Source organism: Pseudomonas sp. GW821-FHT05H12 (assembly GCF_059419385.1).
The window spans coordinates 56,291-83,129 of record NZ_JBWKRS010000022.1 but is presented as its reverse complement, the minus strand read 5'-3'; the positions used below and the strand labels follow the sequence as shown (position 1 = coordinate 83,129).

The window sequence follows — 26,839 nt, the reverse complement described above, 5'->3', positions numbered from 1 at the left end:
TCCCCCCCCCCCCCCCCCCCCCCCCCCCCCAAGCCAGCTCCTACAGGGTCGTGTGTATTCAGACCTGTTTGGCGAGTAGCTCCAAACCTTCGTGCAGCGCCGGGAACAGACTGTTATTGAAGTTGTTCCAGCGCAGTTCGAGGATGGTGTCTTCCGGGGAAATCTCGGTTTTCAGCACGTCGTGGAACACCTCGCCCGAGTCAATGCCGTTGTCCACGTAGTGGAACGAGGCGCCGGTGAGGTACAGCGGCTCGCACGGCTTGGTTTCCTTGGTGGCCCAGTCCACCACCGCCTGGCCACGTGCGCCGTACAGGGCGTTCCAGGTGGCGTACGCGCCGCGACGCTCGTAAGGCGATTCGATGCGAGTGATGCCCGGGTGGATGTTCATGATGCGTCGCGCAAACGGCGCGCCCGGGCGTACCAGTTCGTCGAGGATCACCAGCAAGCCATCCAGCACCACGATGTCGGCCTTCAATTCCACCAGGGTGTCGTACAGTCGGCGTTCGAAATCCTGTTTGCCGGCGATATGCTCGGCGCTGCCACGCGGCAAGCGGCGGTAGGTGGACGGTACGCTCAGCAGCAGGTCGTTGACCAGGCTGCCCTGCACGCGAAGGTCGGCGGGGTACAGCCACTGGCGGCCCTGCTGGTAGGCGAAGCCATAGTCCTTGACCAACTGCTGGTCGCGCGGGTTCTGTTCGTCATCGTCGTAGACCACGCCCACCAGGTTATAGGCCTGGCCCAGCGGCGTGTCGTTGAGCGACCCCACCAGAAACTCCAGCACCGACTTCATGTAGCGGTCGTGGTCCTTGTAGGCCACTGGCTGCCCGGCCTTGTCGGCGGCGGCATTTCTCAGGGACCAGACATATACCAGGTTCTTTTTCGTCATTGTTTCGCTCTCGCTGGATGGACTGCGCACGGCCTTGATGCACGTGCGCCTACAGAACAAGAACGAACCAGCCCCCCGTGGATTTATCCACCACCGCCACCACTTGGCACACCGCGCTAAATACTCGCCCCGGCGCTTCGTTTGTCATGGGTAAGGGTCTGTGTGCCCAGCCCCATTTTTCACTCTCCGGGATGTATTTATGACTGACCCCAAGCGCGGCGCCTTCAACGGTCTGCTCGCATTGCTCAGACCCTTTCGTACCATCGTGACGGTCTCCGTTGCCCTGGGCATGGCGGGCGGCCTGGCCATCACGTTTCTGCTGGCCACCATCAACAATGCCCTGCACTCCTCCACCGGCATGACCCAGGGCGTGGTGCTGACCTTTGCCGCCCTGTGTGTGCTTGCCCTGACCAGCTCGATCGTGTCCGACATCGGCACCAACTACGTGGGCCAACGCATCATTGCTGCGCTGCGCAAGGAACTGGGTGAAAAAGTGCTGTCGGCGCCGATCGAGCAGATCGAGCGCTACCGCTCCCACCGCCTGATCCCGGTGCTGACCCACGACGTCGACACCATCAGTGACTTCTCGTTTGCGTTCACGCCGCTGGCCATCGCCACCACCGTCACCCTCGGTTGCCTGGGTTACCTGGCGTACCTCTCGGTGCCGATGTTCCTGATGATGATCGTGGCCATTGTCATCGGCAGCAGCGTGCAGTTCATCGCAGGCCACAAGGGTATCCGCGGTTTCGACGAGGCCCGCGACCTTGAGGACGAACTGCAACGCTACTACTCGGCAATCGCTTCGGGCGCCAAGGAGCTGCGCATCCACCGCCCACGCCGCTATCGCATGAACACCCACCGCATCCAGGAAACCGCCGACCAGATCAGCGACATCCAGGTGCGCTCGGTCAACATCTATATCGTGGCCAAGACCTTTGGCTCGATGCTGTTCTTTGTGGTGATCGGCCTGGCCCTGGCGATGCAGGCCTACAGCCCCAACCCGGACCCGGCGGTGATCACCGGTTTCGTACTGGTGCTGCTGTATATGAAAGGCCCGCTGGAACACGTGGTGGGTTACCTGCCGATCATCGGCAAGGCGCGTATTGCGTTCGGGCGTATCACCGAGCTGGCCGATCGCTTCTCTTCCCCCGAGCCCCATTTGCTGATGGACAACTCCGAAGCGCCCAACCCTCTGGTGCAAAGCCTGGAGCTGCACAATGTGCGCTACAGCCCGCCGCCGGTCGAAGGCAGCGAGCCGTTCCACCTGGGGCCGATCAACCTGAGCATCAAGCAGGGCGACATCGTGTTTATCGTCGGTGAGAACGGTTGCGGCAAGACCACCCTGATCAAGCTGCTGCTGGGTCTCTATCCGCCGCAATCCGGGGAGATCCGCCTCAACGGCGAAACCGTGACCGACCCGGTGCGCGATGACTATCGCCAGTTGTTCACCACCGTGTTCGCCGACTATTACCTGTTCGATGACCTGGTGCAGGGCAGCGCCACCCAGTCGCTGGACAGCGCGACCAAGTACCTCGAGCGCCTGGAGATCGCGCACAAGGTCAGCGTCAAGGACGGCGTTTTCAGCACCACCGACCTGTCCACCGGCCAACGCAAGCGCCTGGCCCTGGTCAACGCCTGGCTCGAAGAGCGCCCGGTGCTGGTGTTCGACGAATGGGCTGCCGACCAGGACCCGGCGTTCCGCCGCATTTTCTATACCGAGCTGCTGCCGGACCTCAAGCGCCTGGGCAAAACCATCATCGTCATCAGCCACGACGACCGTTATTTCGACATCGCCGACCAGTTGGTGCGCCTGAGCGCAGGCCAGGTGGTGCACGAAATGGAGCCGGCTTGAAATTTCTTTTCCGGTTTTACCAAGTAGGAACGTCTCACTAGTGGTAATGAGAACCAGCCTCAATAAGCACTTAATAATCTGCCCACTTAAAACCTAGAAGAGAAAGCATTCATGCCAGTACGACTCGGTCGGAGCCCCTTGAGCAAAGCGCTATCCATGCGACGGGCCTTGAACATCAACCTGTTGCCCAGCGCCCTGGCCCTTGCGGTCTCGCTGCCTATCGCCGGTTATGTGCAAGCTCAGGAGATCGAGCTCGATATTCCTGCACAGCCACTGGGAACGGCACTGCAGGCGTTCGGTCAGCAAACCAACCTGCAAGTGCTGTACAGCCCGACTGATGTAGAGGGCAAGAACAGCACCGCGGTCAAAGGCAAACAGGACCCGAACCAGGCGATCGCCACCCTGCTCAAGGGCACCGGCATTCACTACAGCCTGCAAGGCAACGCGATCACCATCAGTGCCGCGGCCGTTTCAGGGCTGGAACTGGGCGCCACGCAAATTACCGCCAACCAATTGGGCACCGTGACCGAAGGCACCGGTTCCTACACCCCGGGCACCATCGCCACCGCGACACGCCTGGTGCTGACACCGCGGGAAACACCGCAATCGATCTCGGTGGTGACCCGCCAGGTGATGGATGATTTTGGCCTGACCGCCATCGACGATGTGATGCGCCACACCCCGGGCATTACCGTCTCGACCTACGACACTGAACGTACCAACTACTATTCTCGCGGCTTCTCGATCGTCAACTTCCAGTACGACGGAATCCCCACATTGCGTGACGCCCAATATTCGGCGGGCCAGACCCTGACCGACATGGCGATCTATGACCGGGTCGAAGTGCTCAAAGGCGCTACCGGCCTTCTCACCGGCGCCGGCGGCCCGGGTGGCACCATCAACTTGATCCGCAAAAAACCCACGTCCGAGTTCAAGAGCAGCATAGAGCTGGGCGCAGGCTCCTGGGACAACTACCGCTCGCAAGTCGATGTCAGTGGCCCGTTGACTGAAACAGGCAACGTGCGTGGCCGCGCAGTGGCAGCGTATCAAGACAAACAATCGTTCCTCGATCACTACTCGCGCAAAACCGGCGTGCTCTACGGCATCCTGGAGTTTGACCTGGACGAAAATACCCTGCTGACCCTGGGCGCCGATTATCAGGACAGCGACCCCAAAGGCTCCAGCTGGACCGGCACCCGCACCATTTTTGATGCCACCGGCAACAAGCTGGACGTGCCGCGCTCGTTCAACAATGGACCGAAGTGGGGTTCATGGGAGCAATACAGCCGCACGGCTTTCGCCACCCTGGAACACACATTCGATAACGGCTGGGTTACCAAGGGTCAGTACAACCACCAGATCAATGGCTACAACGCCCCCCTGGGCTACATTTCCCAGGATTCCGCTACCGCCAGTTCCATCTACGCACGTAAATACGTGGGCGACACCACCAGTGACAGCCTCGACGTGTACGCCTCGGGGCCGTTCGAACTGTTTGGTCGCGAACATGAACTGGTGATCGGCCAGTCCCTGTCCATCTCGAAATGGAAGGCCAAGGACTACACCGCCACCACCTATTTCGACAACTCCTATGACTTCTACAATTGGCGCGGCCAAGCCATTGAGCCCCTGTGGACCGCTACCAAGATCAATGACGAAACCACGCGCCAGACCGGCACCTACGTCACCGGCCGCTTCAGCCTGACAGACGAACTGCACCTGCTGCTCGGCTCGCGTGTCGCCAACTATCAGGTCACCGGCACCAGCGACACCCAGGAAAGTGGCAAGGTAGTGCCCTACGCCGGCCTGACGTATGACTTCACTGACAACTTCACCGCCTACGCCAGCTACACCGAAATCTTCCAGCCGCAAACCCAATATCGCACCCGTACACGCGCCATGCTGGCTCCCAACGAAGGCAAGAACTACGAGTTTGGCGTCAAGGGTGAGTTTTTCGATGGCCGCCTGAACTCCAGCCTCGCCTACTTCGAAGTGCACGAAGAGAACCGTCCACTGGCTGACACGGCGTGGAACTCGCAACCGGGCGTTGACTACTCCTATATCGGCACCAAGACCAAGACCAAGGGCTACGAAGCGGAGATCTCCGGTGAACTCGCCCAAGGTTGGCAGTTGCAGGCGGGCTACACCCACAAGATCGCCCGCGATGACGACGGCAAAAAAGTCGCGACCTGGGAGCCGGAAGATCAGGTCAGCTTCTATACCACCTACAAACTCAAAGGCAGCCTCGACCGGCTGACCGTGGGCGGCGGTGCCCGCTGGCAGAGCGCTGGCTGGCAGACCGTCAACAACTGGGGCTACCCGGGGGGTGGTCGCTCTGAAAAGTTCACCCAGGAACCCTACTGGCTGGTGGACTTGATGACGCGTTATCAAGTCACCGATCACCTGTCGGCAACCTTGAATGTCAACAACCTGTTCGACAAACACTATTACACCAACATCGGCTTCTATGACTCGGCCTACCCAGGCGACCCGCGCAACGTGATGGTCACCACCCGCTACGACTTCTAAACCCGCGCAAACACAAAAGCCCCGTATCGCAGGATACGGGGCTTTTTTGTAGCCGAAGCATTATCAAATACCCACCACAGACGCCTCTGGATCGAAGCAACCCGCCAACCGGCCGTTGTAGTGAGCGGGCTTGCCCCGCGCCGAGGGCACCGCAACCCCCAAGCCAACCTCCGAATCAGCACCTCGTACAGCGCATGGCTCGGTATTTGGGGGCGCCCGGCGCGAGGCAAGCTCGCTCACTACAAGGCGGTGAAGCTTCTGATGAACTCGGCGTTGTCGACGATGCGGTGATGGGTGGTGTCGATCACGACCGAACGCTGGATGCCACCCTGGCCAACCACCTCGCGCATGCCACTTTCGATCAGCGCCTGATGCAACCCCGCCTCACTGCGCGCCGCCCACCAGCAGTTGAGCGGCGCCTTGATTGCACGGTAGTCGGTGTCTTGCAGGCGCTCATCCAGCACCTGCTTGATTGCCCAGGAACGCTCGGTTTCGCCGCCTTCCTGCAATTCGTCCTTGAGTGCACGGTAACCCTCCCCCAAGGTCGCGTCGGCCCAGTCGGACAGGCGTTGCCATTGTTGGTCCTCATCGCCGGACGCGCTGTGCCAAACGTCTTGGATCTGCTGCGCAAACGCCGGGAACATCACCGCCAACAGCTCGGCACGTCGCTCAGCCGCAGAGATGACCCGCTCGTCCACCAGGGCACCCTGGTTCCAGAAGGCGGTATAGCGGGCCGGCGGTGGCGCATCGATCCAGCCGACGGATTCCACCGTGCGTCCAGCCTGCTCCAGAAGGTAAGCCACTTCCATGGCCAGGTTGCCACCGAGTGACCATCCCGCCAGGCGGAACGCACCGTGTGGCTGAGCGGCCAACAACTGTTGGGTGTAATCCTCGACCATCTCACTCCAGGCTGGCACCTCGCCCCCCTCCTCCACCAGCGCTCGGCAGACCACCCCCATCACTGGGCGCTGCTCACGCAACGCCAGGGCCAAGGCCTTGTAGCAATGCACCGAACCGAAACTGGGGTGAAACAGGTACAGAGGCGTGCCTTCAGTCTGCGTATTGAGCCTGACGATCAACGAACGCTCGCCCTCCCCCTCGATGCACCGGGCCTGGCCCGCCACCGTGGGGTGCAGCATCAACTGGTTGACCGCAAGCGTGACACCACAGGCCTGGCTGAGCGTGTTCTTGAGCATCAGCACCAACAGCGAATGGCCGCCCAGCTCGAAAAAGTTGTCATGCAACCCCACGCGCTCCACCTTCAGCACCTGCGCCCACACCGCCGCAATCCGCTGTTGCAGTTCGCTGCTCGGGGCCACGTAGCCTTGGCTCGACGCATGGGGTGTGGGCAAGGCCTTGCGGTCCAGCTTGCCGTTGGGACTGAGCGGCATCTGGTCCAGGACCACCCATTGAGCCGGCACCATGTAGTCCGGCAAATGGCTGCCCAAGTAGGTATTCAAGCGCTCGCGCCAGTCGTCGCCAGCCTGTTGCAACACCAGGTAACCCACCAGGTGCTTGCCTTCGAGCACCAACACCGTCGCTTCACGCACCGCTGGGTGCTCCAGCAGGCGCGCCTCGATTTCACCGAGTTCGATGCGAAGGCCACGCAGCTTGACCTGATGATCCAGGCGCCCCAGGTATTCGATCACTCCGTCGGCCCGCTGGCGTACCCGATCCCCGGTGCGGTACAGCCGCGCGCCGTTGTGGAACGGACACGGCACAAAACGCTCGGCGGTCAGCCCCGGGCGTCGGTGGTAACTGCGTGCCAGACCTTCGCCGCCCAAATACAACTCACCGGCCACACCGACCGGGACCGGTGACAGACCGGCATCCAGCACATGGGTGCGCAGGTTGGCGATTGGCTCACCAATCGGCACCGTGTCACGGCCCTCATCGACGCAGGTCCAATGGGTGACATCGATGGCCGCTTCGGTAGGGCCGTAAAGGTTGTACAACCGGGCGTTCGGCAATTTGGCGAAGACTTGATGCTGGGCGTCCACCGGCAGCGCTTCGCCGCTGCACACGATGCGTTGCAAGCTGTGGCAACTGGACACCGCCGCATCCTGCAGGAACGCCTGGAGCATCGACGGCACAAAGTGCAGCGTGGTGACCTGCGCCTGGTTGATCAAGTCGACCAGCCTGGCTGGATCACGGTGATCGCCCGGCGCTGCCACGACCAGGCGTGCACCGGTCATCAGCGGCCAGAAGAATTCCCACACCGACACATCGAAACTGAACGGCGTCTTTTGCAGCACGCTATCGCTGGCGTCCAGGCCATACGCCTCCTGCATCCAGCACAACCGGTTGGTCAGCGCCGAGTGCCGGTTACCCGCGCCTTTAGGCTGGCCGGTGGAACCCGAGGTGTAGATCACATAGGCCAGGTTTTCACCGTCCAGGACAATGGCCGGGTTCTGTTCCGGGTACCCTTCAAACCACGACTCGCCCAGCACCAGGTGTTGCACGTCTGGCGTTACCGGCAAGTCTGCCAACAGATGGGCCTGGGTCAGCAGCAGTTTCACACCGCTGTCCTGCAGCATGTAGGCCAGGCGTTCACGGGGGTATTCCGGGTCCAGCGGTACATAGGCACCGCCCGCCTTGAGCACGGCCAGCAAGCCGACCACCATTTCGATAGAACGCTCGACGGCCACGCCCACCAGCACGTCCGGGCCTACACCCGCCTCGATCAAGCGATGCGCCAGGCGATTGGCACGCTGGTTCAGCTGCGCGTAGCTCAGTTGGTGTTGACCAAACACCAGCGCCGGCGCCTGCGGCGTGAACGCCACCTGGTCTTCGATCCAATGGTGCACCGCACTGTGCAGCGGGTAATTGCGCGCGGTCGCGTTCCAGCCCTGCACCGCCAGCTCACGCTCGCGCAGGTCCAGCAGCGGCAACTGGTCGACACGTTGCTGCGCATCACCGGCGATCCCCTGCAACAGGTTGAGCCAATGCTGTGCCAGACGTGCCAATGTCGCCGGCTCAAACAGGTCCGTGGCATAGGTCAGCGACGCCGCAAGCCCTTCGGCGGACTCGTGGGTGTTGAGGCTCAGGTCGAACTGCGCCGTCTGGCTGTCCCAGCCCAGGCCGCTGACCGCCAAGCCTGGCAGGGGTTGACCGTCATATTGCCCGGGCGCCTGGGTTTGATGGTTGAACAACACCTGGAACAGTGGGTTCACCCCCAGGTTGCGCTCAGGTTGCAGGGCTTCCACCAGCTGTTCGAAAGGCAAATCCTGATGGCTCTGGGCGTCCAGGGCTCGCCGTTTGACCTGTTGCAGCAGTTGGCCGACGGTGGTGTGCCCATCGATATCGGCCTTGAGTACCTGGGTGTTGACGAAGAAACCGATCAGACGCTCGGTCTCCACCCGATTGCGGTTGGCAATCGGCACGCCCACGCGGATGTCCCGCTGGCCGCTGTAGCGATGCAACAACGCCTGGAACGAGGCCAGCAACAGCATGAACAGCGTCACCTCCTCACGCTGGGCCTGCGCACGCAGGGCGCTGAGCAGCGCGGGCGGCACCTCTATCTCAATGCTCGCACCGCGATGGCTGGGTTGCGTGGGCCGTGGATGATCCAGCGGCAGCTCCAGCACCGGCTGTTCGCCGCCGAGCAGGGCACGCCAGTAATCGAGCTGGCGCGCCTTTTCGCCGCCCTCCATCCATTGGCGCTGCCACACGGCGTAATCGGCATATTGGATCGGCATGGCCGGTAAGTGTGGCGTCTGCCCCTGGCTGTAGGCCGCATACAGTTGCACCAGCTCATCGACCAGCACCTGCATCGAGCCACCGTCGGAGATGATGTGGTGTTGCACCAGCACCAGCACATGCTCATCTTCGGCAATACGCAGCAAGTGGACACGCATCAGCGGCCCCTGGGTCAGGTCAAACGGCCGGGCGATCAGGCCTTCTACCTGCGTTTTCAGTGCAGCCTCATCAGTGTCGGCTGTGACGATGTCCACGCTCGCGTCCGCCACTATCACCTGAACGGCACGCTCGCCCTCGTGGCGCAGGTGGGTGCGCAGGCTTTCATGACGCGCCACCAAGGCATCGAAACTGCGCTGCAACGCCACCCTGTCCAACGCGCCTTTGAGGCGTAATGCACCCGGCACGTGGTAAGCGGCGCTGTTGGGGTCCAGTTGCCAGAGGAACCACTGGCGTTCCTGGGCATACGACAATGGCAACGGCTGCTCGCGACCCACAGGTAACAGAGGTGGCGCCAACGCGACACCGGCGTCCGCCGACAAAGTCGCGACGAAGCCTTGCAGGCGCGGTTGTTCGAAGAGGCTGCGCAATGCGACCTCTCGCCCAAGCAGATTGCGCAAGCGCGACACCACCTGCATCGCCAGCAACGAGTGCCCGCCCATCTCGAAGAAATGGTCGGTCAAGCCGACGCGCTCGGCGCCGAGGATGTCGGACCAGATGGCAGCGACTTGCTGCTCCAGTTCGGTCACCGGTTCAACCCACGCCTGTTGCGTCAGGCTGGTATCCGGTTTTGGCAGCGCCTGGCGGTCCAGCTTGCCGTTAGGGTTGAGCGGCATGCGCTCCAGGAAGATCAGGTGCGCCGGCACCATGTAGTCCGGCAATTGCTCGCGCAGCACGGCTTTCAGGGCTTCGGCGTCTTGCTCGGCAGCCACCAGGTAGGCGACCAATTGGTTGTCGGCCGCCAAGACCAGAGTTTCGCGCACGCCTTTCTGAGCCAGCAACAGCGCTTCGATTTCTCCCAGCTCGATACGGAAACCACGGATTTTCACCTGATGGTCCACCCGGCCGACGTATTCAATCACGCCATCGGCGCGGTAACGCGCCAGGTCGCCGGTGCGGTACAGGCGGTCGCCGCCGAATGGATCCGGCACGAAGCGCTCGGCGGTCAGCAGCGGCCGGTTCAGGTAGGCACGGGCCAGGCCGCACTGGCTGCCGATATACAGCTCACCCACAGCACCCAGTGGTGCCAGGTTGAGGTCGCGATCCAGCACATACAGCGCACGCCCTGGCAACGAGCGGCCAATCGGGCTGGCCGTGGCGCCGATGGTTTCTTCGCCGCTGGTGCAGTCGAGCACGCTGGAGACCACCGTGGCTTCGGTCGGGCCGTAGGTGTTGAGCAAGCGGACATGGCCCAACCCGGCCTTGATCCATTGCGCCGGGCCGTCCAGCGGCATGGCTTCGCCGCCGATGTGGATTTGGCGCAACGCCCCATAAGAACGCGGCCCGGCTGCCAGGCAATCGAGCAGGAAAAGGTTCCAGTAAGCCGTCGGCAAGTCAGCCAGGGTGATGCCCTGGCGGATGATTTCGGCATACAGGCGGCCGCTGTCCCACAGCTCGGCCCCACGCAATACCACGGTGGCGCCGTGGGTCAGCGCCGGGTACAGCTGCTCGACGAAACCGTCGAAGTTCAGGGTGGCAAATTGCAGGACGCGGTCGTCCTGGGTCAGGCATGAATAACCGGCGGCGATGCTGGAGAACTCGGTGAGCGCCGCATGGTTGATCGCCACGCCCTTGGGCTTGCCGGTGGAACCAGATGTGTAGATCACATAGGCAAGGCTCTGCGCGTCAACCCGCACCTGAGGGTTCTGGTCAGCACACAGAGCCAGCTCGCCCGCTGCCAGATCCAGCGCAAGGCCAGGCATCCCTTCAGGCAGCGGCATCGGCACATGGGACTGGGTGAGCACCAGGCTGACGCCGCTGTCTTCCAACATATGCAGCAGGCGTTCACGCGGGTATTGCGGGTCCAGCGGCACGTAGGCGCCACCGGCCTTGAGCACCGCCAGCAGGCTGATCACCATGGCAAACGAGCGCTCTACCGCAACGCCCACCAATACCTCGGGGCCAACGCCCTGCTTGATCAGGTAATGGGCCAACCTGTTGGCCTGGCGGTTCAACTCGGCATAGGTCAGCGACTGTTCGTCGAGGCACAGCGCAATGGCGTCAGGACGTCGTTGCGCTTGCACTTCAAACAACCCATGAACACCGAGCGGGCTTTGGAACGCTGCGCCGCCGTTGTTCCACGGTTGCTGCTCGATACCCGCCAGCAATGGCAACTCGCTGACACGTTGACGGGCATCGGCGGCCACCGCCTGCAGCAGGTTCTGCCAGTGCTGCGCCATGCGCCCGATGGTGGCCGCGCTGAACAGGTCGGTGGCGTAGGTCAAGGTGGCCCACAGGCCGTCGGCCGAGGCCTGGGTGTCCAGGCTCAGGTCGAAATGCGCCGGATGACTGTCGGACTCCAGCCCTTCCAGGCGCAGGCCCGGCAATTGCTCACCCCGGGAGGCACGCAACTCGGACTGGTGGTTGAACATCACCTGGAACAGCGGGTTGTGGCTCAGGCTGCGCTCCGGTTGCAACGCTTCGACCAACTGCTCGAACGGCAGGTCCTGGTGCGCTTGGGCTTCCAAGGCGCGGCGCTTGGTCTGTTGCAGTACCTGGGCGAAGGTCATCTGGCCGTCGAGATCGGCCTTGAGTATCTGGGTGTTGACGAAGAAGCCGATCAGGCGCTCGGTCTCGACCCGGTTGCGGTTGGCAATCGGCACGCCGACGCGGATGTCGGCCTGCCCACTGTAGCGGTGCAGCAAGGTCTGGAACGACGCCAACAGCAGCATGAACAAGGTCACGCCCTCGCGTTGCGCCAGCGCTTTCAGGCCAGCGACCACGCCTGCGTCCAATACGACTTCCAGTTGCGCGCCCCGATAGCTCTGCATGGCCGGACGCGGATGGTCCAGCGGCAGTTCCAGCACCGGTTGTTCAGTACCCAGCAGCTTGCGCCAATAATCCAGCTGCCGCTGCTGTTCACCGGCCTCCATCCAGGCACGTTGCCACAGGGCGTAGTCGGCGTACTGCAAAGGCATGTCGGGCAACTGAACCTCGCGGCCCTGGCTGTAACCGGCGTACAACTGCACCAGTTCATCGACCATCACTTGCATCGACCAACCGTCCGAGACGATATGGTGCTGCACCAGTACCAGCACGTGCTCCTGATCACTGAGTTGCAACAGCGTGACGCGCAGCAGCGGGCCCTGGCGCAGGTCGAACGGGCGGGCAATTTCCGCCTCCACCCGTGCCTGCACCTGTTCCGGGCTCGGATTGTCGAGCACGCAGCTGTCGATCACCAACGTGGCGGCCGGCACTATGCGCTGCAAGGTGCGCTCGCCGTCGCTGACAAATACCGTGCGCAGGGTTTCATGACGGGCCAGCAGGCTGTCGAAGCTGCGCTGCAAGGCATTGCGATCCAACTGCCCGATCAGGCGCAGGGCGTTGGGCACGTGGTACGCCGCGCTGTCGGGCTCCAACTGCCAGAGGAACCATTGGCGCTCCTGGGCGTAAGACAAGGCCAGTGGCTGGCCCCGCTCCACCGCCAGCATGGCTGGGGCCAACGGCGCGTCATCGGTTTGCAGGGCCTGCAAGGCCAACACAAAACCTTCCAGCTGCGGCTGCTCGAACAACGTGCGCAAGGCAATTTCGCGGGCCAGTAATTGGCGTACGCGTGAGATCACTTGCATGGCCAGCAGCGAATGCCCGCCCAGCTCAAAGAAATGATCAGTCAAGCCGATGCGCTCAGCCCCCAGCACCTCGGCCCAGATCGCGGCCACTTGCTGTTGCAACGCGGTCACCGGCGCCACCCAGACGCCTTGCGCCTGCGCGGCGTCCGGTTGCGGCAGGCCTTTGCGATCAAGTTTGCCGTTGGGGGTGAGTGGCATCTGCGCCAGGAACATGAAATGCGCGGGCACCATATAGTCCGGCAGATGGGTTTTCAGGGCGCGGCGCAAGGTTTCACGGAATTCGGTCTCGTTGACCAGCGGGCCATCGGCGGGCACAACGTACGCCACCAACTGTTTGCCGGTCGGGCCCTCCTGGGCCACCACCACCGTTTCACCGACGCTGTCCTGCTCGCGCAGGCGCGCTTCGATTTCGCCCAGCTCGATGCGGAAGCCACGGATTTTCACCTGGTGGTCGACACGGCCAAGGTAGTCCACCACGCCGTCCGGACGGCCACGGGTCAGGTCGCCGCTGCGGTACACGCGGCTGCCGGGTTTGCCGAACGGGTCCGGCACAAAACGTTCGGCCGTGAGTGCCGGACGTTCCAGGTAACCCCGAGCCACGCCCTCGCCGCCCAGGTACAACTCGCCGGCCACGCCGATGGGTTGCAGGTTGAGTTGCGCGTCCAGCACGTAGCCGCTGCGGTTGCCCAGCAGTGTGCCGATGGGGGCGTAGACGGCGCCGCAAGGGTCACCTTGGCGGGCTTTCCACAGCAGCGGCGTGACCACGGTTTCAGTCGGCCCGTAGCCGTTGAACAGATACGTCGGTTTGAGTGCACGCCAGGCCAGGTCGTAGCTGGCCTGCGCAACCGCATCACCGCCAAAGCAATAAACCCGCACGGCCGGAGGGTTGCCGTCACGTTCGGCATGCTCGGCCAGCTGTTGCAGGTAAACCGGCGGGAACACGGCCATGGTCACGTTGTGCCGATGCATCTGTGCGTAGGTGTATTCCGGCAGCCACAGGCTGTCGTCGCGGATCAGCACACTGGCGCCGTTGATCAGCGGGTGCATCCAGCCCTCGTGGGAACCGTCGAAGGCGAAGGACATGAAGTGCAGTTCGCAGTCGGCCGGGCTGGTTTCATAGCGTTCGCCGGTGGCGATGATGTGCGCCACCAACGGGCCGTGGGACACCGCCACGCCCTTGGGCATACCGGTGGAGCCCGAGGTGTAGATCACGTAGGCCAGGTTGTCGCCGTCCAGCACGACGCTTGGTGCGGTGTCGCTGTAGTTGGCCCAGTCTTCGGTGCGATCAATCGCCAGGGCTTCCAACCCCTGAGGGATCGGCAGTTGCTGCAAGGCGCTGGTGTGGGTCAGCAGCAGTTGCGCGCGGCTGTCTTCCATCATGTACAGCAGGCGGTCGCGGGGGTATTCGATGTCCAGCGGTACGTAAACACCACCGGACTTGAGCACCGCCAGGAACGCCACCAGGCTCTCGGCGCTGCGCGGCATGGCGATTGCCACGCGCACTTCCGGGCCGACACCACGGGCGATCAGCGCATGGGCCAGGCGGTTAGCCTGAGAGTCGAGTTCGGCGTAAGTGAGGGTTTGGCCGTCGAACTTGACGGCCACCGCATCGGGGGTTTCGCGGGCGCGGTCGCCGACCAGTTCGTGCACCCAGCGTGTGGCCGGGAAGCCTGAGTCGGTAAGGTCCCACAGCTGCAGGATGTGCTGCTGTTCTTCGGTGTCGAGCAGGTTCAGCTCACTGATGTTTTGCGTTTGATCAGCCACCATCGCCTGCAACAGGTTCTGCCAGTGGCGTGCCATGCGCTCGATAGTGCCGGCGTCGAACAGATCGGTGCTGTAGCCCAGGGACGCCCACAAGCCATCGCGGCTGTCGTGGGTGTCCAGGTCCAGATCGAAGTGCGCGGTACGCCGCTCCCAGGCCAGGCCTTCGATGTTCAAGTGCGCAAGCGTCTGCTGTGCACCCGCCCCATCGGTCTGGTAGTTGAACATCACCTGGAACAATGGGTTGAGGCTCAGGCTGCGCTCCGGTTGCAGCGCTTCCACCAGCTGTTCGAACGGCAGGTCCTGGTGCGACTGGGCCTCCAGGGCGCGCTGTTTAACCTGTTGCAGCAGTTGGCTGACGGTGGTTTGCCCGTCGATATCGGCCTTGAGCACTTGGGTGTTGACGAAGAAACCGATCAGGCGCTCGGTTTCGGCGCGGTTGCGGTTGGCAATCGGCACGCCGACGCGGATGTCCTGCTGGCCGCTGTAGCGGTGCAGCAAGGTCTGGAACGACGCCAGCAGCAACATGAACATCGTCACGCCCTGGGCTTGGGCCAAAGCCTTGAGACCGCTTGCCAACGTCGCCGGCAACGGCACGTCCAGGCGCGCCCCGCGATGGCTTTGTTGCGCCGGGCGCTGATGATCGAACGGCAGCTCCAGCACCGGTTGCTCGCCACCGAGCAGCTCGCGCCAGTAGCCCAGTTGGCGGGCCTTCTCCCCCGCCTCCATCCACTGACGCTGCCACACGGCGTAGTCGACGTACTGGATCGGCATGTCCGGCAGCGGCAGAGTTTGCCCCTGGCTGAACGCGGCATACAGCTGCACCAACTCATCGACCATCACTTGCATCGACCAGCCATCGGACACGATGTGATGCTGCACCAGCACCAGCACATGGTCGTCTTGCCCCATGCGCAGCAGGCTCACGCGCAGCAGCGGCCCTTCCAGCAGGTTGAACGGTCGTGCAATTTCGGCCTCGACCAGCGCCTGCACATTGCCCTCGTCGGCTTCGCCCAGCCTGATAGGCAACGCGGCCTCGGGCTGGATGACCTGGCGGGCCCCGTCCGACTGCGCCCGCACCACCGTGCGCAGGCTTTCATGACGAGCCACGAGGGCATCGAAACTGCGCTGCAGCGCCGCAATGTCCAAGGCGCCCTTGAGGCGCAAGGCACTGGGAATATGGTAGGCACTGCTGTCCGGGTCCAACTGCCAGAGGAACCACTGACGCTCCTGAGCATAGGACAGCGGCAGGGATTGATCGCGATCGACCGCCCGCAGCGCCGGCGCCTGCTCACCTTCGGCCGTGTCCAGCACCTGCAAGGCACCGGCAAAACCGTCCAGGCGCGGCTGTTCAAAGACCAGTTTCAACGGCACTTCACGCGCCAGCACCTGACGCAGGCGCGACACCACCTGCATCGCCAGCAGCGAGTGCCCGCCCATCTCGAAGAAGTGATCGGTCAAACCCACACGCTCAGCGCCCAGCACGTGCGCCCAGACGGCCGCCACCTGCTGCTCCAACTCGGTCACCGGTTCAACCCACACCTGTTGCGTCAGGCTGGTATCCGGTTTTGGCAGCGCCTGGCGGTCCAGCTTGCCGTTAGGGTTAAGCGGCATGCGCTCGAGGAAGATCAGGTGCGCCGGCACCATGTAGTCCGGCAATTGCTCGCGCAGCACGGCTTTCAGGGCTTCGGCGTCTTGCTCGGCAGCCACCAGGTAGGCGACCAGTTGGTTGTCGGCCGCCAAGACCAGGGTTTCGCGCACACCGTCCTGGGCCAGCAACAGCGCTTCGATTTCTCCCAGCTCGATACGGAAACCACGGATTTTCACCTGGTGGTCCACACGGCCGACGTACTCAATCACGCCATCGGCGCGGTAACGCGCCAGGTCGCCGGTGCGGTACAGGCGGTCGCCGCCAAACGGATCCGGCACGAAGCGCTCGGCCGTCAGCAGCGGCCGGTTCAGGTAGGCACGGGCCAGGCCGCACTGGCTGCCGATATACAACTCACCCACAGCACCCAGTGGTGCCAGGTTGAGATCGCGATCCAGCACATACAGCGCACGCCCTGGCAACGAGCGGCCAATCGGGCTGGCCGTGGCGCCGATGGTTTCTTCGCCGCTGGTGCAGTCGAGCACGCTGGAGACCACCGTGGCTTCGGTCGGGCCGTAGGTGTTAAGCAAGCGGACATGGCCCAACCCGGCCTTGATCCATTGCGCCGGGCCATCCAGCGGCATGGCTTCGCCACCGATATGGATCTGGCGCAGCGCGCCGTAAGCACGTGGGCCCGCTGCCAGGCAATCGAGCAGGAACAGGTTCCAGTAGGCGGTGGGCAAGTCGGCCAGGGTGATGCCCTGGGCAATGATTTCATCGTACAGCCGCGCGCTGTCCCACAGCTCCGGGCCGCGCAGGATGACCGTGGCGCCATGGGTCAGCGCCGGGTACAGCTGCTCGACGAAGCCGTCGAAGTTCAGGGTGGCAAATTGCAGGACGCGGTCGTCCTGGGTCAGGCGTGAGTAACCGGCGGCGATGCTGGAGAACTCGGTGAGCGCCGCATGGTTGATTGCCACGCCCTTGGGCTTGCCGGTGGAACCGGAGGTGTAGATCACATAGGCCAGGTTCTGCGCGGCGACGGCGATGCCTGGGTTGCTGTCGGTGTGTTCAGCCAGACTTGCATCGGCCACATCCTGCGTCGCCATGCCTTCAGGCAACGGCATGGCCACATGGGATTGGGTCAACACCAGGCTGACGCCGCTGTCTTCCAGCATATGGAGCAGGCGTTCACGCGGGTACTGCGGGTCCAGCGGCACATAGGCGCCACCGGCCTTGAGCACCGCCAGCAGGCTGACGATCATCTGCACAGAACGCTCGACGGCCACGCCCACCAGCACTTCCGGGCCGACGCCCAGGCTGATCAGGCGATGGGCCAAGCGGTTGGCCTGGCGGTTCAGCTCGGCATAGGTGACGGACTGCGCACCCAGGCACAGGGCAATAGCCTCGGGCTGTTGCTGCGCTTGAAGTTCGAACAAGCCCTGCACACCGGCAACCGCTTCAAACGCGGCCGCCCCCTGGTTCCACGCCTGCAACAGGTGCCGTTGCTCATCGTCGAGCAGCAGGCTGAGCTGCGCGACAGGGCTGCTCGCCCGCCCGACCACGGCGCGCAGCAACGCTTGCCAGTGCGCGGCCATGCGCTGCACCGTCGAGCGCTCAAACAGATCGGTCGCATAGGTCAGTGAAGCCCAAATACCTTCGGGTGATTCCTGGGTGTCCAGGCTCAAGTCGAACTGTGCGCTCTGGCTGTCCCACTCCAGGGCCTCCACGGCCAGGCCCGGCAACTGCTGCTCGCCACGGACTCTGCGCCCTTCAGCCTGGTGATTGAACATCACCTGGAACAACGGGTTATGGCTCAGGCTGCGCTCCGGCTGCAGGGCCTCGACCAGTTGTTCGAACGGCAGGTCCTGATGACTCTGGGCTTCGAGGGCACGCTGCTTGACCTGGGCCAGCAGTTGACTGAAGGTCATCTGCCCGTCGATATCAGCCTTGAGCACCTGGGTATTGACGAAAAAGCCGATCAGGCGCTCGGTTTCAGCGCGATTGCGGTTGGCCACCGGCACGCCGACACGGATATCCGTCTGCCCGCTGTAGCGGTACAACAACGTCTGGAACGACGCCAGCAACAGCATGAACAGCGTGACCCCTTCGCGCTGGGCCAGTGCCTTGAGCCCTGTGACCAACGCCTGATCCAGGCCCACGTCCAAGCGCGCTCCGCGGTAACTCTGCACGGCCGGGCGCGGGTGATCCAGGGGCAACTCCAATACCGGCTGCTCGCCGCCCAGGCGATCGCACCAGTACCCCAGCTGTCGCTCTTTTTCGCCAGCCTCCATCCAACTGCGCTGCCACAACGCGTAGTCGGGGTATTGAACCGGCAAGTCCGGTAAATGAACGTCCTGGCCACCGCTGTAACCGACATACAGTTGCACCAGCTCATCGACCATCACCTGCATCGACCAGCCATCGGACACGATGTGGTGCAGCACCAGCACCAGCACATGTTCCTCTGGCGCCAGCTGCAACAACTTGACCCGCAGCAGCGGGCCTTGCTGCAGGTCAAACGGCTTGGCGACTTCGGCCTGCACCAGCGCCTCAAGCCGGGCGGCATCACCCGGACCTTCGGTGATTTCGAGGTGCAACTGGGGTTTGACCACCTGCACGATCTGGTCGGCGTCCTGATGCAGGTGGGTGCGCAAGCTTTCATGACGCGCAATCAACGCATCAAAACTGCGTTGCAAGGCCGCCCGGTCAAGGCGCCCCCTCAAACGCAAGGCACGGGGCAAGTGATAGGCCGGGCTTTGCGGCTCCAGTTGCCACAAAAACCACTGCCGCTCCTGGGCATAGGAGAGCCGCAGCGGCTCACCTTCCTGACGCTTGAAAACCGGGGCAATCTCAAACAGGTTGATGCCTTGTTGCTTGAGCATTACCGCCAACGCTTTCTTTTGCTGCGCAGAAAGTGAACCCACCGACTCGATTAATGCTTGCACGCCACGCCCCTCAGGAAATCAATTTATCCAAATCTTCTGCTGATAGACGTTTGAGAGCCTCCAAGGATTTAGCCAATGCATCCTGCACGGGCGAATTATTTGTCTGCTGGCCTGCCACGTAGGCACTGAACTCGGCCAGGGTTGGCGTAGTGAAAATCGACTTGACGTCAAACTCGGCGTGCAACTGCTCGCGCAGGCGCACCACCACTTGGGTGGCCAGCAGGGAATGCCCGCCCAGTTCGAAGAAGTTGTCTTGGCGCCCCACACGTTCAACGCCGAGCACTTGCGCCCAGATCGCGGCGATCTGCTGCTCCTGCTCGGTCTGCGGTGCTTCGTACACCCGCGCTTGCAGCGTGGCGTCCACCTTCGGCAAGGCCTTGCGGTCGAGTTTGCCGTTGGGGCTCAGGGGCATTTGTTCCAGCACCATCCACTGGGCCGGCACCATGTAGTCCGGCAGATGCTGGGCCAGGTGGGCGCTCAACACATCGCGCCAATCGTCACCAGCCTGTTGCAGCACCAGGTAACCCACCAGGTATTTGCCATCGACTGCCAACACCGCCGTTTCGCGCACCCACGCGTGCTCCAGCAGGCGCGCCTCGATTTCACCCAGCTCGATACGCAAGCCGCGCAGCTTGACCTGATGGTCGATGCGCCCGGCGTACTCGATCACGCCGTCGTCGCGGTAGCGCGCCAGGTCGCCGGTGCGGTACAGGCGCTCGCCTTTTACAAACGGGTGGGCAATAAAACGCTCCGCCGTCAGGGCCGGGCGACGGTGGTAACCCCGAGCCAGGCCGACACCGCCCAGGTACAGCTCGCCAAGCACGCCAACGGGCACGGGCTCGAAGTTGCTGTCGAGGATGTAGCACCCCAGGTTGGCAATTGGGCGGCCAATCGGCACCGCGTCGCGACCTTCATCGACGCAGGTCCAGTGGGTCACGTCGATGGCCGCTTCAGTCGGGCCGTACAGGTTGTAGAGCGCAGCCTGCGGCAGCTTGGCGAAGACCTGGGTCTGCGCATCCACCGGCAAGGCCTCGCCGCTGCACACGATGCGCTTCAAGCCCTGGCAACTGGACACGGCCGGATCTTGCAGGAAGGCCTGCAACATCGACGGCACAAAGTGCAGCGTAGTGACCTGCTCGGTGTTGATCAGGCTGACCAGCTTGGCCGGATCGCGGTGATCGCCCGGCGCAGCGACGACCAGGCGCGAACCGGTCATCAACGGCCAGAAGAACTCCCACACCGACACGTCGAAGCTGAACGGGGTCTTTTGCAGCACGGTATCGCTGACGTCGAGGGCATACGCTTCCTGCATCCACTGCAAACGGTTGGTCAATGCTGAATGACGGTTGCCCGCGCCTTTCGGCTGGCCGGTGGAGCCGGAGGTGTAGATCACGTAGGCGAGGTTTTCGCCGTCGAGGGCGACCTCAGGATTGGCTTCGCTGAAACCCTCGAAGGTCGACTCACCCAGCACCAGGCACTCCAGCCCGACCGGGATCGGCAACTGGTCAAGCAGATGAGCCTGGGTCAGCAGCAGCTTCACACCGCTGTCGTCGAGCATGTAGGCCAGGCGCTCACGCGGGTATTCCGGGTCCAGCGGCACGTAGGCGCCCCCGGCCTTGAGCACGGCGAGCAAGCCCACCACCATCTCGATGGAACGCTCTACGGCGAGGCCGACCAGCACATCCGGCCCTACGCCAGCCTCTATCAGGCGATGGGCCAGACGGTTAGCACGACGGTTCAACTCGCTGTAGCTCAAGCGCTGCTGGCCAAACACCAAGGCCGGGGCGTCCGGCGTGTTGGCGGCCTGCGCTTCAATCAGTGTGTGCACACACTGCTGCAACGGGTAGTCGCGGGCGGTGGCGTTCCACTCATGAATCAGTTGCTGACGCTCGGCCACCTCCAGCATCGCCAGTTCGCCCAGGCGCGGCTGCCCGTCTTGAAGCATGGCGTGCAGCAGATTGACCAGGTGGCGGGCATAACCCTGCACGGCCTCGGCAGTGAAATGCGCACGGGCAAAACTGAAGTGCACCGATAACGTCTCAGCCACTTCCACCAGCACTGTCAACGGGAAGCTGGTCTGCTCCAGGGAATGAGGGGTGCCAAAGCGGATGCCGCTGCCGCCAGCCTGCTCCAACGCCTTGGACACCGGGTAGTTTTCGAACACCAGGATAGAGTCGAACAAAGCGTCCCCGCCCTGCCCGGCCCACCGTTGAATGTCGTACAGGCCGGTGTGCTCATGCTCGCGCAGGGCCAGGTTCTGCGCCTGGACCGCTTGCAACCAATCGGCCACCTGGCACTGCTCATCGACCGCACAGATCACCGGCAAGGTGTTGATGAACAAGCCGATCTGTTGCTCCACGCCCGCCAGCTCGGCCGGGCGCCCCGCTACGGTTGCACCGAACGCGACCACGGCCTGGCCGCTGTGGCGTTGCAGCAAAACCAGCCACGCTGCCTGGATCAGGGTGTTGAGCGTGACCTTGTGACTGCGGGCGAACGACTCAAGGCGCGCCGTCAACGCGCTGTCGAGCGCCAGTTGATGCTCGCCATGCCCCTGCAACGCCATCGGCTGGGCGCTGCCCAGGCGGGTCGGGGTGTGCAGAACCTTCAGTTGCTCGCGCCAAAAGGTTTCGGTCGCCACGGCATCACGCTGCTGCAACCAGCCGATGTAGTCGCGATAACGCCCGGCCACTTCAGGCACCACCGCCCCTGCGTAACGTTGCAACACCTCGCCGAACAACCGCGAATTGCTCCAGCCGTCCATCAGGATGTGATGATGGGTGTAGATCAGTTCGTGGCGCTGTTCATCGGTCCGCACCAGCACCATGCGCACCAAGGGTGCCTGGGTCAGGTCGAAGCCCTGACGGCGCTGCGTCTGTTGCAGCTCCTGCAGCGCCAGCTCACATTCCGGCATGGCTTGCCAATCGAGCACTTCCAGCGGCAACCGCGCTTCGCGGTACACCACCTGGCGCGGCCCCTCCATCTGCCCTTCCCAGAAGAACCCGCTGCGCAACACATCATGGGCGCGCACCGTGGCGTCCCAGGCCTGCTGGAAGCGCGCCACATCCAGGTTGTCGACGCTCACGCGGATCTGGTTGATGTAGTCGCCTGCCGCCTGCTCGTACAACGTATGGAACAACATGCCCTGTTGCATGGGCGACAGGGTGTAGATGTCTTCGATGGCGTCGGCGGCCAGCGGCAGGGATTCCAGCTGCGGCTGGGTCAGGCGCGACAGCGGGAAGTCGGACGCGGTCACGCCACGGTTGCCAGGGGTGCAGCAGTGCGCCACCAGCGCATTGAGCTCCTCGGTATAGGCCGCGCCCAGCGCTTCGATCGCCGCCGGGTCGAACATCAGCGGGCTGAAGGTCCAGCCCAGTTGCAACTCGCCGTTGTACACCTGGCCGTTGAGCGTCAACCAGTTACCCAGCGGCGCGTCCGGGCTCTGCTCTGCACCGCGGCTCTCGGCGGCGGGTGCGAACAACGCGTCCGGCTGGTCGAAGCTGGTATCGAACTGCCCCAGGTAGTTGAATGTGATGCGCGGCTCTGGCAAGGCGCTGAACGCCTCACGCGTGGCGTCATCTCCCAGGTAACGCAGTGCACCGAAACTCAGGCCTTTGTCCGGCACCGCACGCAGTTGCTCCTTGATCTGCTTGATCGAGCCCGCCAGGGTATCGGTGGGGGTCAGGCGCACGGGGAACAGGCTGGTGAACCAGCCCAGGGTGCGGGTCAGGTCGATGTCATCAAACAGGTCTTCACGGCCATGGCCTTCCATCTGGATCAGGCTGCTGGCATGCCCTGTCCACCGGCAAACGACCCGGGCCAGGGCGGTCAGCAGCAGGTCGTTGATCTGGGTGCGATAGGCCATGGGCGCCTGTTGCAGCAGTTGACGGGTGCGCTCGGCATCCAGTCGGCTGATCACGGTATGGGCCAGATGGCCAGGGCGCGCACCCTGCGGATCGCGGCACGGCAGCTCGGTGGGCTCACCCTGCAATTGTTGCAGCCAAAAGCCTTTGGCCGACGTGACTGCTTCGCTGCGGGCATGGGTTTGCAAGCGCTCGGCCCAGGCTTTGAACGACGACGTCTTGGCCGGCAGCGTGTGCTGGCGGTACAGGCTCTGCAGGTCCTCCAGAAACACTCGCCAGGACACGCCGTCCACCACCAGGTGGTGCATGACCAGCAGCAGCCGCTGGGAACCGTCTGCCAACTCGGCCAGCACCGCACGCAGCAACGGCCCCTGCTGCAGATCGAGACTGCGCTGGGCTTTTTCGCACAGCGCGGTCAGTTCGTCAGCGTCCTGCACCGTGGCCTGCCACAGCACTTGAGTGGTCGCCGAGGCATGTTCGGCCTTCCAGCCCTTGGCCTGCTGGCTGAAGCTCAAGCGCAACACATCGTGATGGGCGATCAAGCCTTGCAGGGCAGCGTCCAGGCGGTCGCCCTGAATCCGCTCACGCGGCGTCAAGAGCAAGGACTGGTTCCAATGGTGCGGCTGCGCCAACGCCATGTCGAAGAACAGTTGCTGGAACGGCAGCAACAGCGTTTCACCCTGCACCGGGCCCTGGTCGATGACCCGCGCCACCTGCAACTGCGCCACCCGCGCCAGGCTGCGCACCGTCTGGTGCTGGAACAACGCCTTGGCGCTGAAGTGGATACCGGCAGCACGGGCGCGGCTGACCACCTGGATCGAGATGATCGAGTCACCGCCACGTTCAAAGAAGTTGTCGTTCAACCCAACCTGGTCGACGCCCAGCACCTCTGCCCAGATCGCGGCGATTCGTTGTTCAAGCGCGCTTTGCGGCGCTTCGTAAGCCTGCACGGCCGCGGGTTTGGGCAGGGCCTTGCGGTCCAGTTTGCCGTTGGGGCTCAGCGGCATCTGTTCCAACACCATCCACTGGGCCGGCACCATGTAGTCCGGCAGATGCTGGGCCAGGTGGGCGCTCAACACATCGCGCCAGTCGTCGCCAGCCTGTTGCAGCACCAGGTAACCCACCAGGTATTTGCCATCAACTGCCAGTACCGCCGTCTCGCGCACCCACGCGTGCTCCAGCAGGCGTGCCTCGATTTCCCCCAGTTCGATACGCAGGCCACGCAGCTTGACCTGATGGTCGATGCGCCCAGCGTATTCGATCACGCCGTCGTCGCGGTAGCGCGCCAGGTCGCCGGTGCGGTACAGGCGCTCGCCTTTTACAAACGGGTGGGCAATAAAACGCTCGGCCGTCAGGGCCGGGCGGCGGTGGTAACCCCGAGCCAGCCCTACGCCGCCCAGGTACAGCTCGCCAAGCACACCAACGGGGGCTGGCTCGAAGTTGCTGTCGAGGATGTAGCACCCCAGGTTAGCGATCGGTCGGCCAATCGGCACCGCGTCGCGACCTTCATCGACGCAGGTCCAGTGGGTCACGTCGATGGCCGCTTCGGTCGGGCCGTAGAGGTTGTAGAGCGCGGCCTGCGGCAGCTTGGCGAAGACCTGGGTCTGCGCATCCACCGGCAAGGCCTCGCCGCTGCACACGATGCGCTTCAAGCCTTGGCAACTGGACACGGACGGATCTTGCAGGAATGCCTGCAGCATCGACGGCACAAAGTGCAGCGTGGTGACCTGCTCGGTGTTGATCAGGCTGACCAGCTTGGCCGGATCGCGATGATCGCCGGGCGCAGCGACGACCAGCCGCGAACCGGTCATCAACGGCCAGAAGAACTCCCACACCGACACGTCGAAGCTGAACGGGGTCTTTTGCAGCACGCTGTCGCTGGCATCCAGTGCATACGCTTCCTGCATCCACTGCAAACGGTTGGTCAATGCTGAATGACGGTTGCCCGCGCCTTTCGGTTGGCCGGTGGAGCCGGAGGTGTAGATCACGTAGGCGAGGTTTTCGCCGTCCAACGCCACGTTCGGATTGGCTTCGCTGAAACCCTCGAAGGTCGACTCACCCAGCACCAGGTATTCCAGCCCGGCCGGGATCGGCAACTGGTCAAGCAGATGAGCCTGGGTCAGCAGCAGCTTCACGCCACTGTCGTCGAGCATGTAGGCCAGGCGCTCACGCGGATACTCCGGGTCCAGCGGCACATAGGCGCCACCAGCCTTGAGCACGGCGAGCAAGCCCACCACCATTTCGACGGAACGCTCCACCGCCAGGCCGACCAGCACATCCGGCCCCACGCCCGCCGCTATCAGGCGATGGGCCAGGCGGTTGGCACGACGGTTCAGTTCGCTGTAGCTCAAGCGCTGCTCGGCAAAGGCCAATGCCGGGGCGTCCGGCGTGTTGGCGGCCTGCGCTTCAATCAGTTGGTGCACGCACTGCTGCAACGGGTAGTCGCGGGCGGTGGCGTTCCACTGGAACACCATCTGCTCACGCTCTTGCGCGCTCACGGCGGTCAGGTCCTGCAGCGCCAGGCCACTGTTGGCAACCGCTGCACGCAGCAGGCTCAGCCAATGGCCGACCATGCGCTCGGCGGTCGTGGCATCAAACAAGTCGGTGGCGTAGGTCAGGGAAGCCCAGATCCCGTCGCCCGTTTCCTGGGTGTCCAGGCTCAGGTCGAACTGGGCACTGCGGGTGTCCCATTCCAGGTTGGCCACTTGCAGGCCCGGTAGCTGGGGCGCGCGCGTGGCAGCCCGGGCCTGGTGGTTGAACATCACCTGGAAGAGCGGGTTGTGGCTCAAGCTGCGCTCCGGCTGCAGGGCTTCGACCAACTGCTCGAATGGCAAGTCCTGGTGGGCTTGGGCCTCCAGCGCGCGACGCTTGGTATGTTGGAGCAACTGGGCGAACGTCATCTGGCCGTCAAGGTTGGCCTTGAGCACCTGGGTATTGACGAAAAAGCCGATCAGCGACTCGGTCTCTACGCGGTTACGGTTGGCAATCGGCACCCCGACCCGAATGTCATGCTGGCCACTGTAGCGGTACAGAAAGGCCTGGAACGAAGCCAGCAGCAACATGAACAGCGTGACGCCTTCGCGCTGGGCCAGGGCCTTGATTTGCACCACCAGACCAGGCTCCAGGGCAATGTCCCGGCGTGCGCCACGGTAACTCTGCTGGGCCGGCCGGCCGTGGTCCAGCGGCAACTCCAGCACCGGCTGCACCCCACCCAGCAACTCGCGCCAGTAATCCAGTTGTCGCGCTTTTTCGCCGGCTTCCATCCAGCTGCGCTGCCACAGTGCGTAGTCTGCGTATTGGATCGGCAATGGCGCCAACACACAGTCCTGGCCTTGACTGCACGCGGCGTAGAACTGCATCAGCTCCTGCACCATCACGCCCATGGACCAACCGTCAGAGACGATGTGGTGCTGCACCAGCACCAACACATGCTCGTCATGCCCCAGGCTGAACAGATTGACCCGCAGCAATGGCCCCTGTTGCAGGTCGAAAGGGCGAGCGATCTCGGCTTCCACCCGGGCCTTGAGCTGGGCTTCCTCGACCGGGCTTTCCATGATCTGGACAGGCGCAACGTCCAGCACTTCCTGGGAGCGTTGCTCACCGTCCAGGTGCAGCCGGGTACGCAGGCTTTCGTGGCGAGCCACCAGCCGGTCAAAACTGCGCTGCAAGGCCGCCTTGTCCAGGGGCCCGCTCAGGCGCAGTGCCCCGGGTACGTGATAGGCGGCGCTGTGCGGGTCCAGTTGCCAGAGAAACCACTGGCGTTCCTGGGCATAGGACAAGGGCGCGTGCTGGCCCTGTTCACGGATCGAGGCAATGGGCAATTGAGCAAAGCTCATGCCCCGGGTTTGCAAGCGTTGGTAGAACTGCTGGCGTTGTTCCAGAGGCAGGCGAAGAAAGCGCGACACCAGGTCGATGTTAGGGTTGGAAAGCATGG

The 26,839-nt window shown here is 63.4% G+C and carries 5 protein-coding genes; 2 read left to right on the top strand and 3 right to left on the bottom strand.

The window, feature by feature from the left end; genetic code table 11:
- Positions 1-58 precede the first annotated feature (58 nt).
- A complete protein-coding gene (locus AC07SU_RS19590; RefSeq protein ID WP_494997952.1) occupies positions 59-886 on the bottom strand; it encodes a N(5)-hydroxyornithine transformylase PvdF in 828 nt (275 codons plus the stop codon).
- A 199-nt stretch (positions 887-1,085) separates the two neighbouring features.
- Here AC07SU_RS19590 and AC07SU_RS19585 point away from each other — a divergent pair, with 199 nt between their 5' ends.
- Both AC07SU_RS19585 and AC07SU_RS19580 read left to right on the top strand, forming a co-directional pair.
- Positions 1,086-2,738 (top strand): cyclic peptide export ABC transporter, encoded by a 1,653-nt coding sequence (locus tag AC07SU_RS19585; protein WP_494997951.1) that lies wholly within the window; start codon positions 1,086-1,088, stop codon positions 2,736-2,738.
- Between the two features lie 156 nt (positions 2,739-2,894).
- Entirely contained in the window at positions 2,895-5,267 is a 2,373-nt protein-coding gene (locus AC07SU_RS19580) for a TonB-dependent siderophore receptor (RefSeq protein WP_494997950.1), read from the top strand.
- 239 nt (positions 5,268-5,506) lie between these two features.
- On the opposite strand, the gene AC07SU_RS19575 is transcribed toward AC07SU_RS19580, so the two are convergent.
- The gene (locus AC07SU_RS19575) at positions 5,507-19,045 is read right to left on the bottom strand and encodes a non-ribosomal peptide synthase/polyketide synthase (protein ID WP_494997949.1); all 13,539 of its coding nucleotides are present in this window, start codon (positions 19,043-19,045) and stop codon (positions 5,507-5,509) included.
- A gap of 10 nt (positions 19,046-19,055) precedes the next feature.
- Complete coding sequence (locus AC07SU_RS19570) at positions 19,056-26,837, bottom strand: amino acid adenylation domain-containing protein (protein WP_494997948.1); 7,782 nt, start codon at positions 26,835-26,837, stop codon at positions 19,056-19,058.
- Between the last annotated feature and the right edge of the window lie 2 nt (positions 26,838-26,839).

Coding starts and splice junctions, on each gene's coding strand:
- AC07SU_RS19590 (WP_494997952.1), bottom strand. CDS start 886: ATGACGAAAAAGAACCTGGTATATGTCTGGTCCCTGAGAAATGCCGCC.
- AC07SU_RS19585 (WP_494997951.1), top strand. CDS start 1,086: ATGACTGACCCCAAGCGCGGCGCCTTCAACGGTCTGCTCGCATTGCTC.
- AC07SU_RS19580 (WP_494997950.1), top strand. CDS start 2,895: ATGCGACGGGCCTTGAACATCAACCTGTTGCCCAGCGCCCTGGCCCTT.
- AC07SU_RS19570 (WP_494997948.1), bottom strand. CDS start 26,837: ATGCTTTCCAACCCTAACATCGACCTGGTGTCGCGCTTTCTTCGCCTG.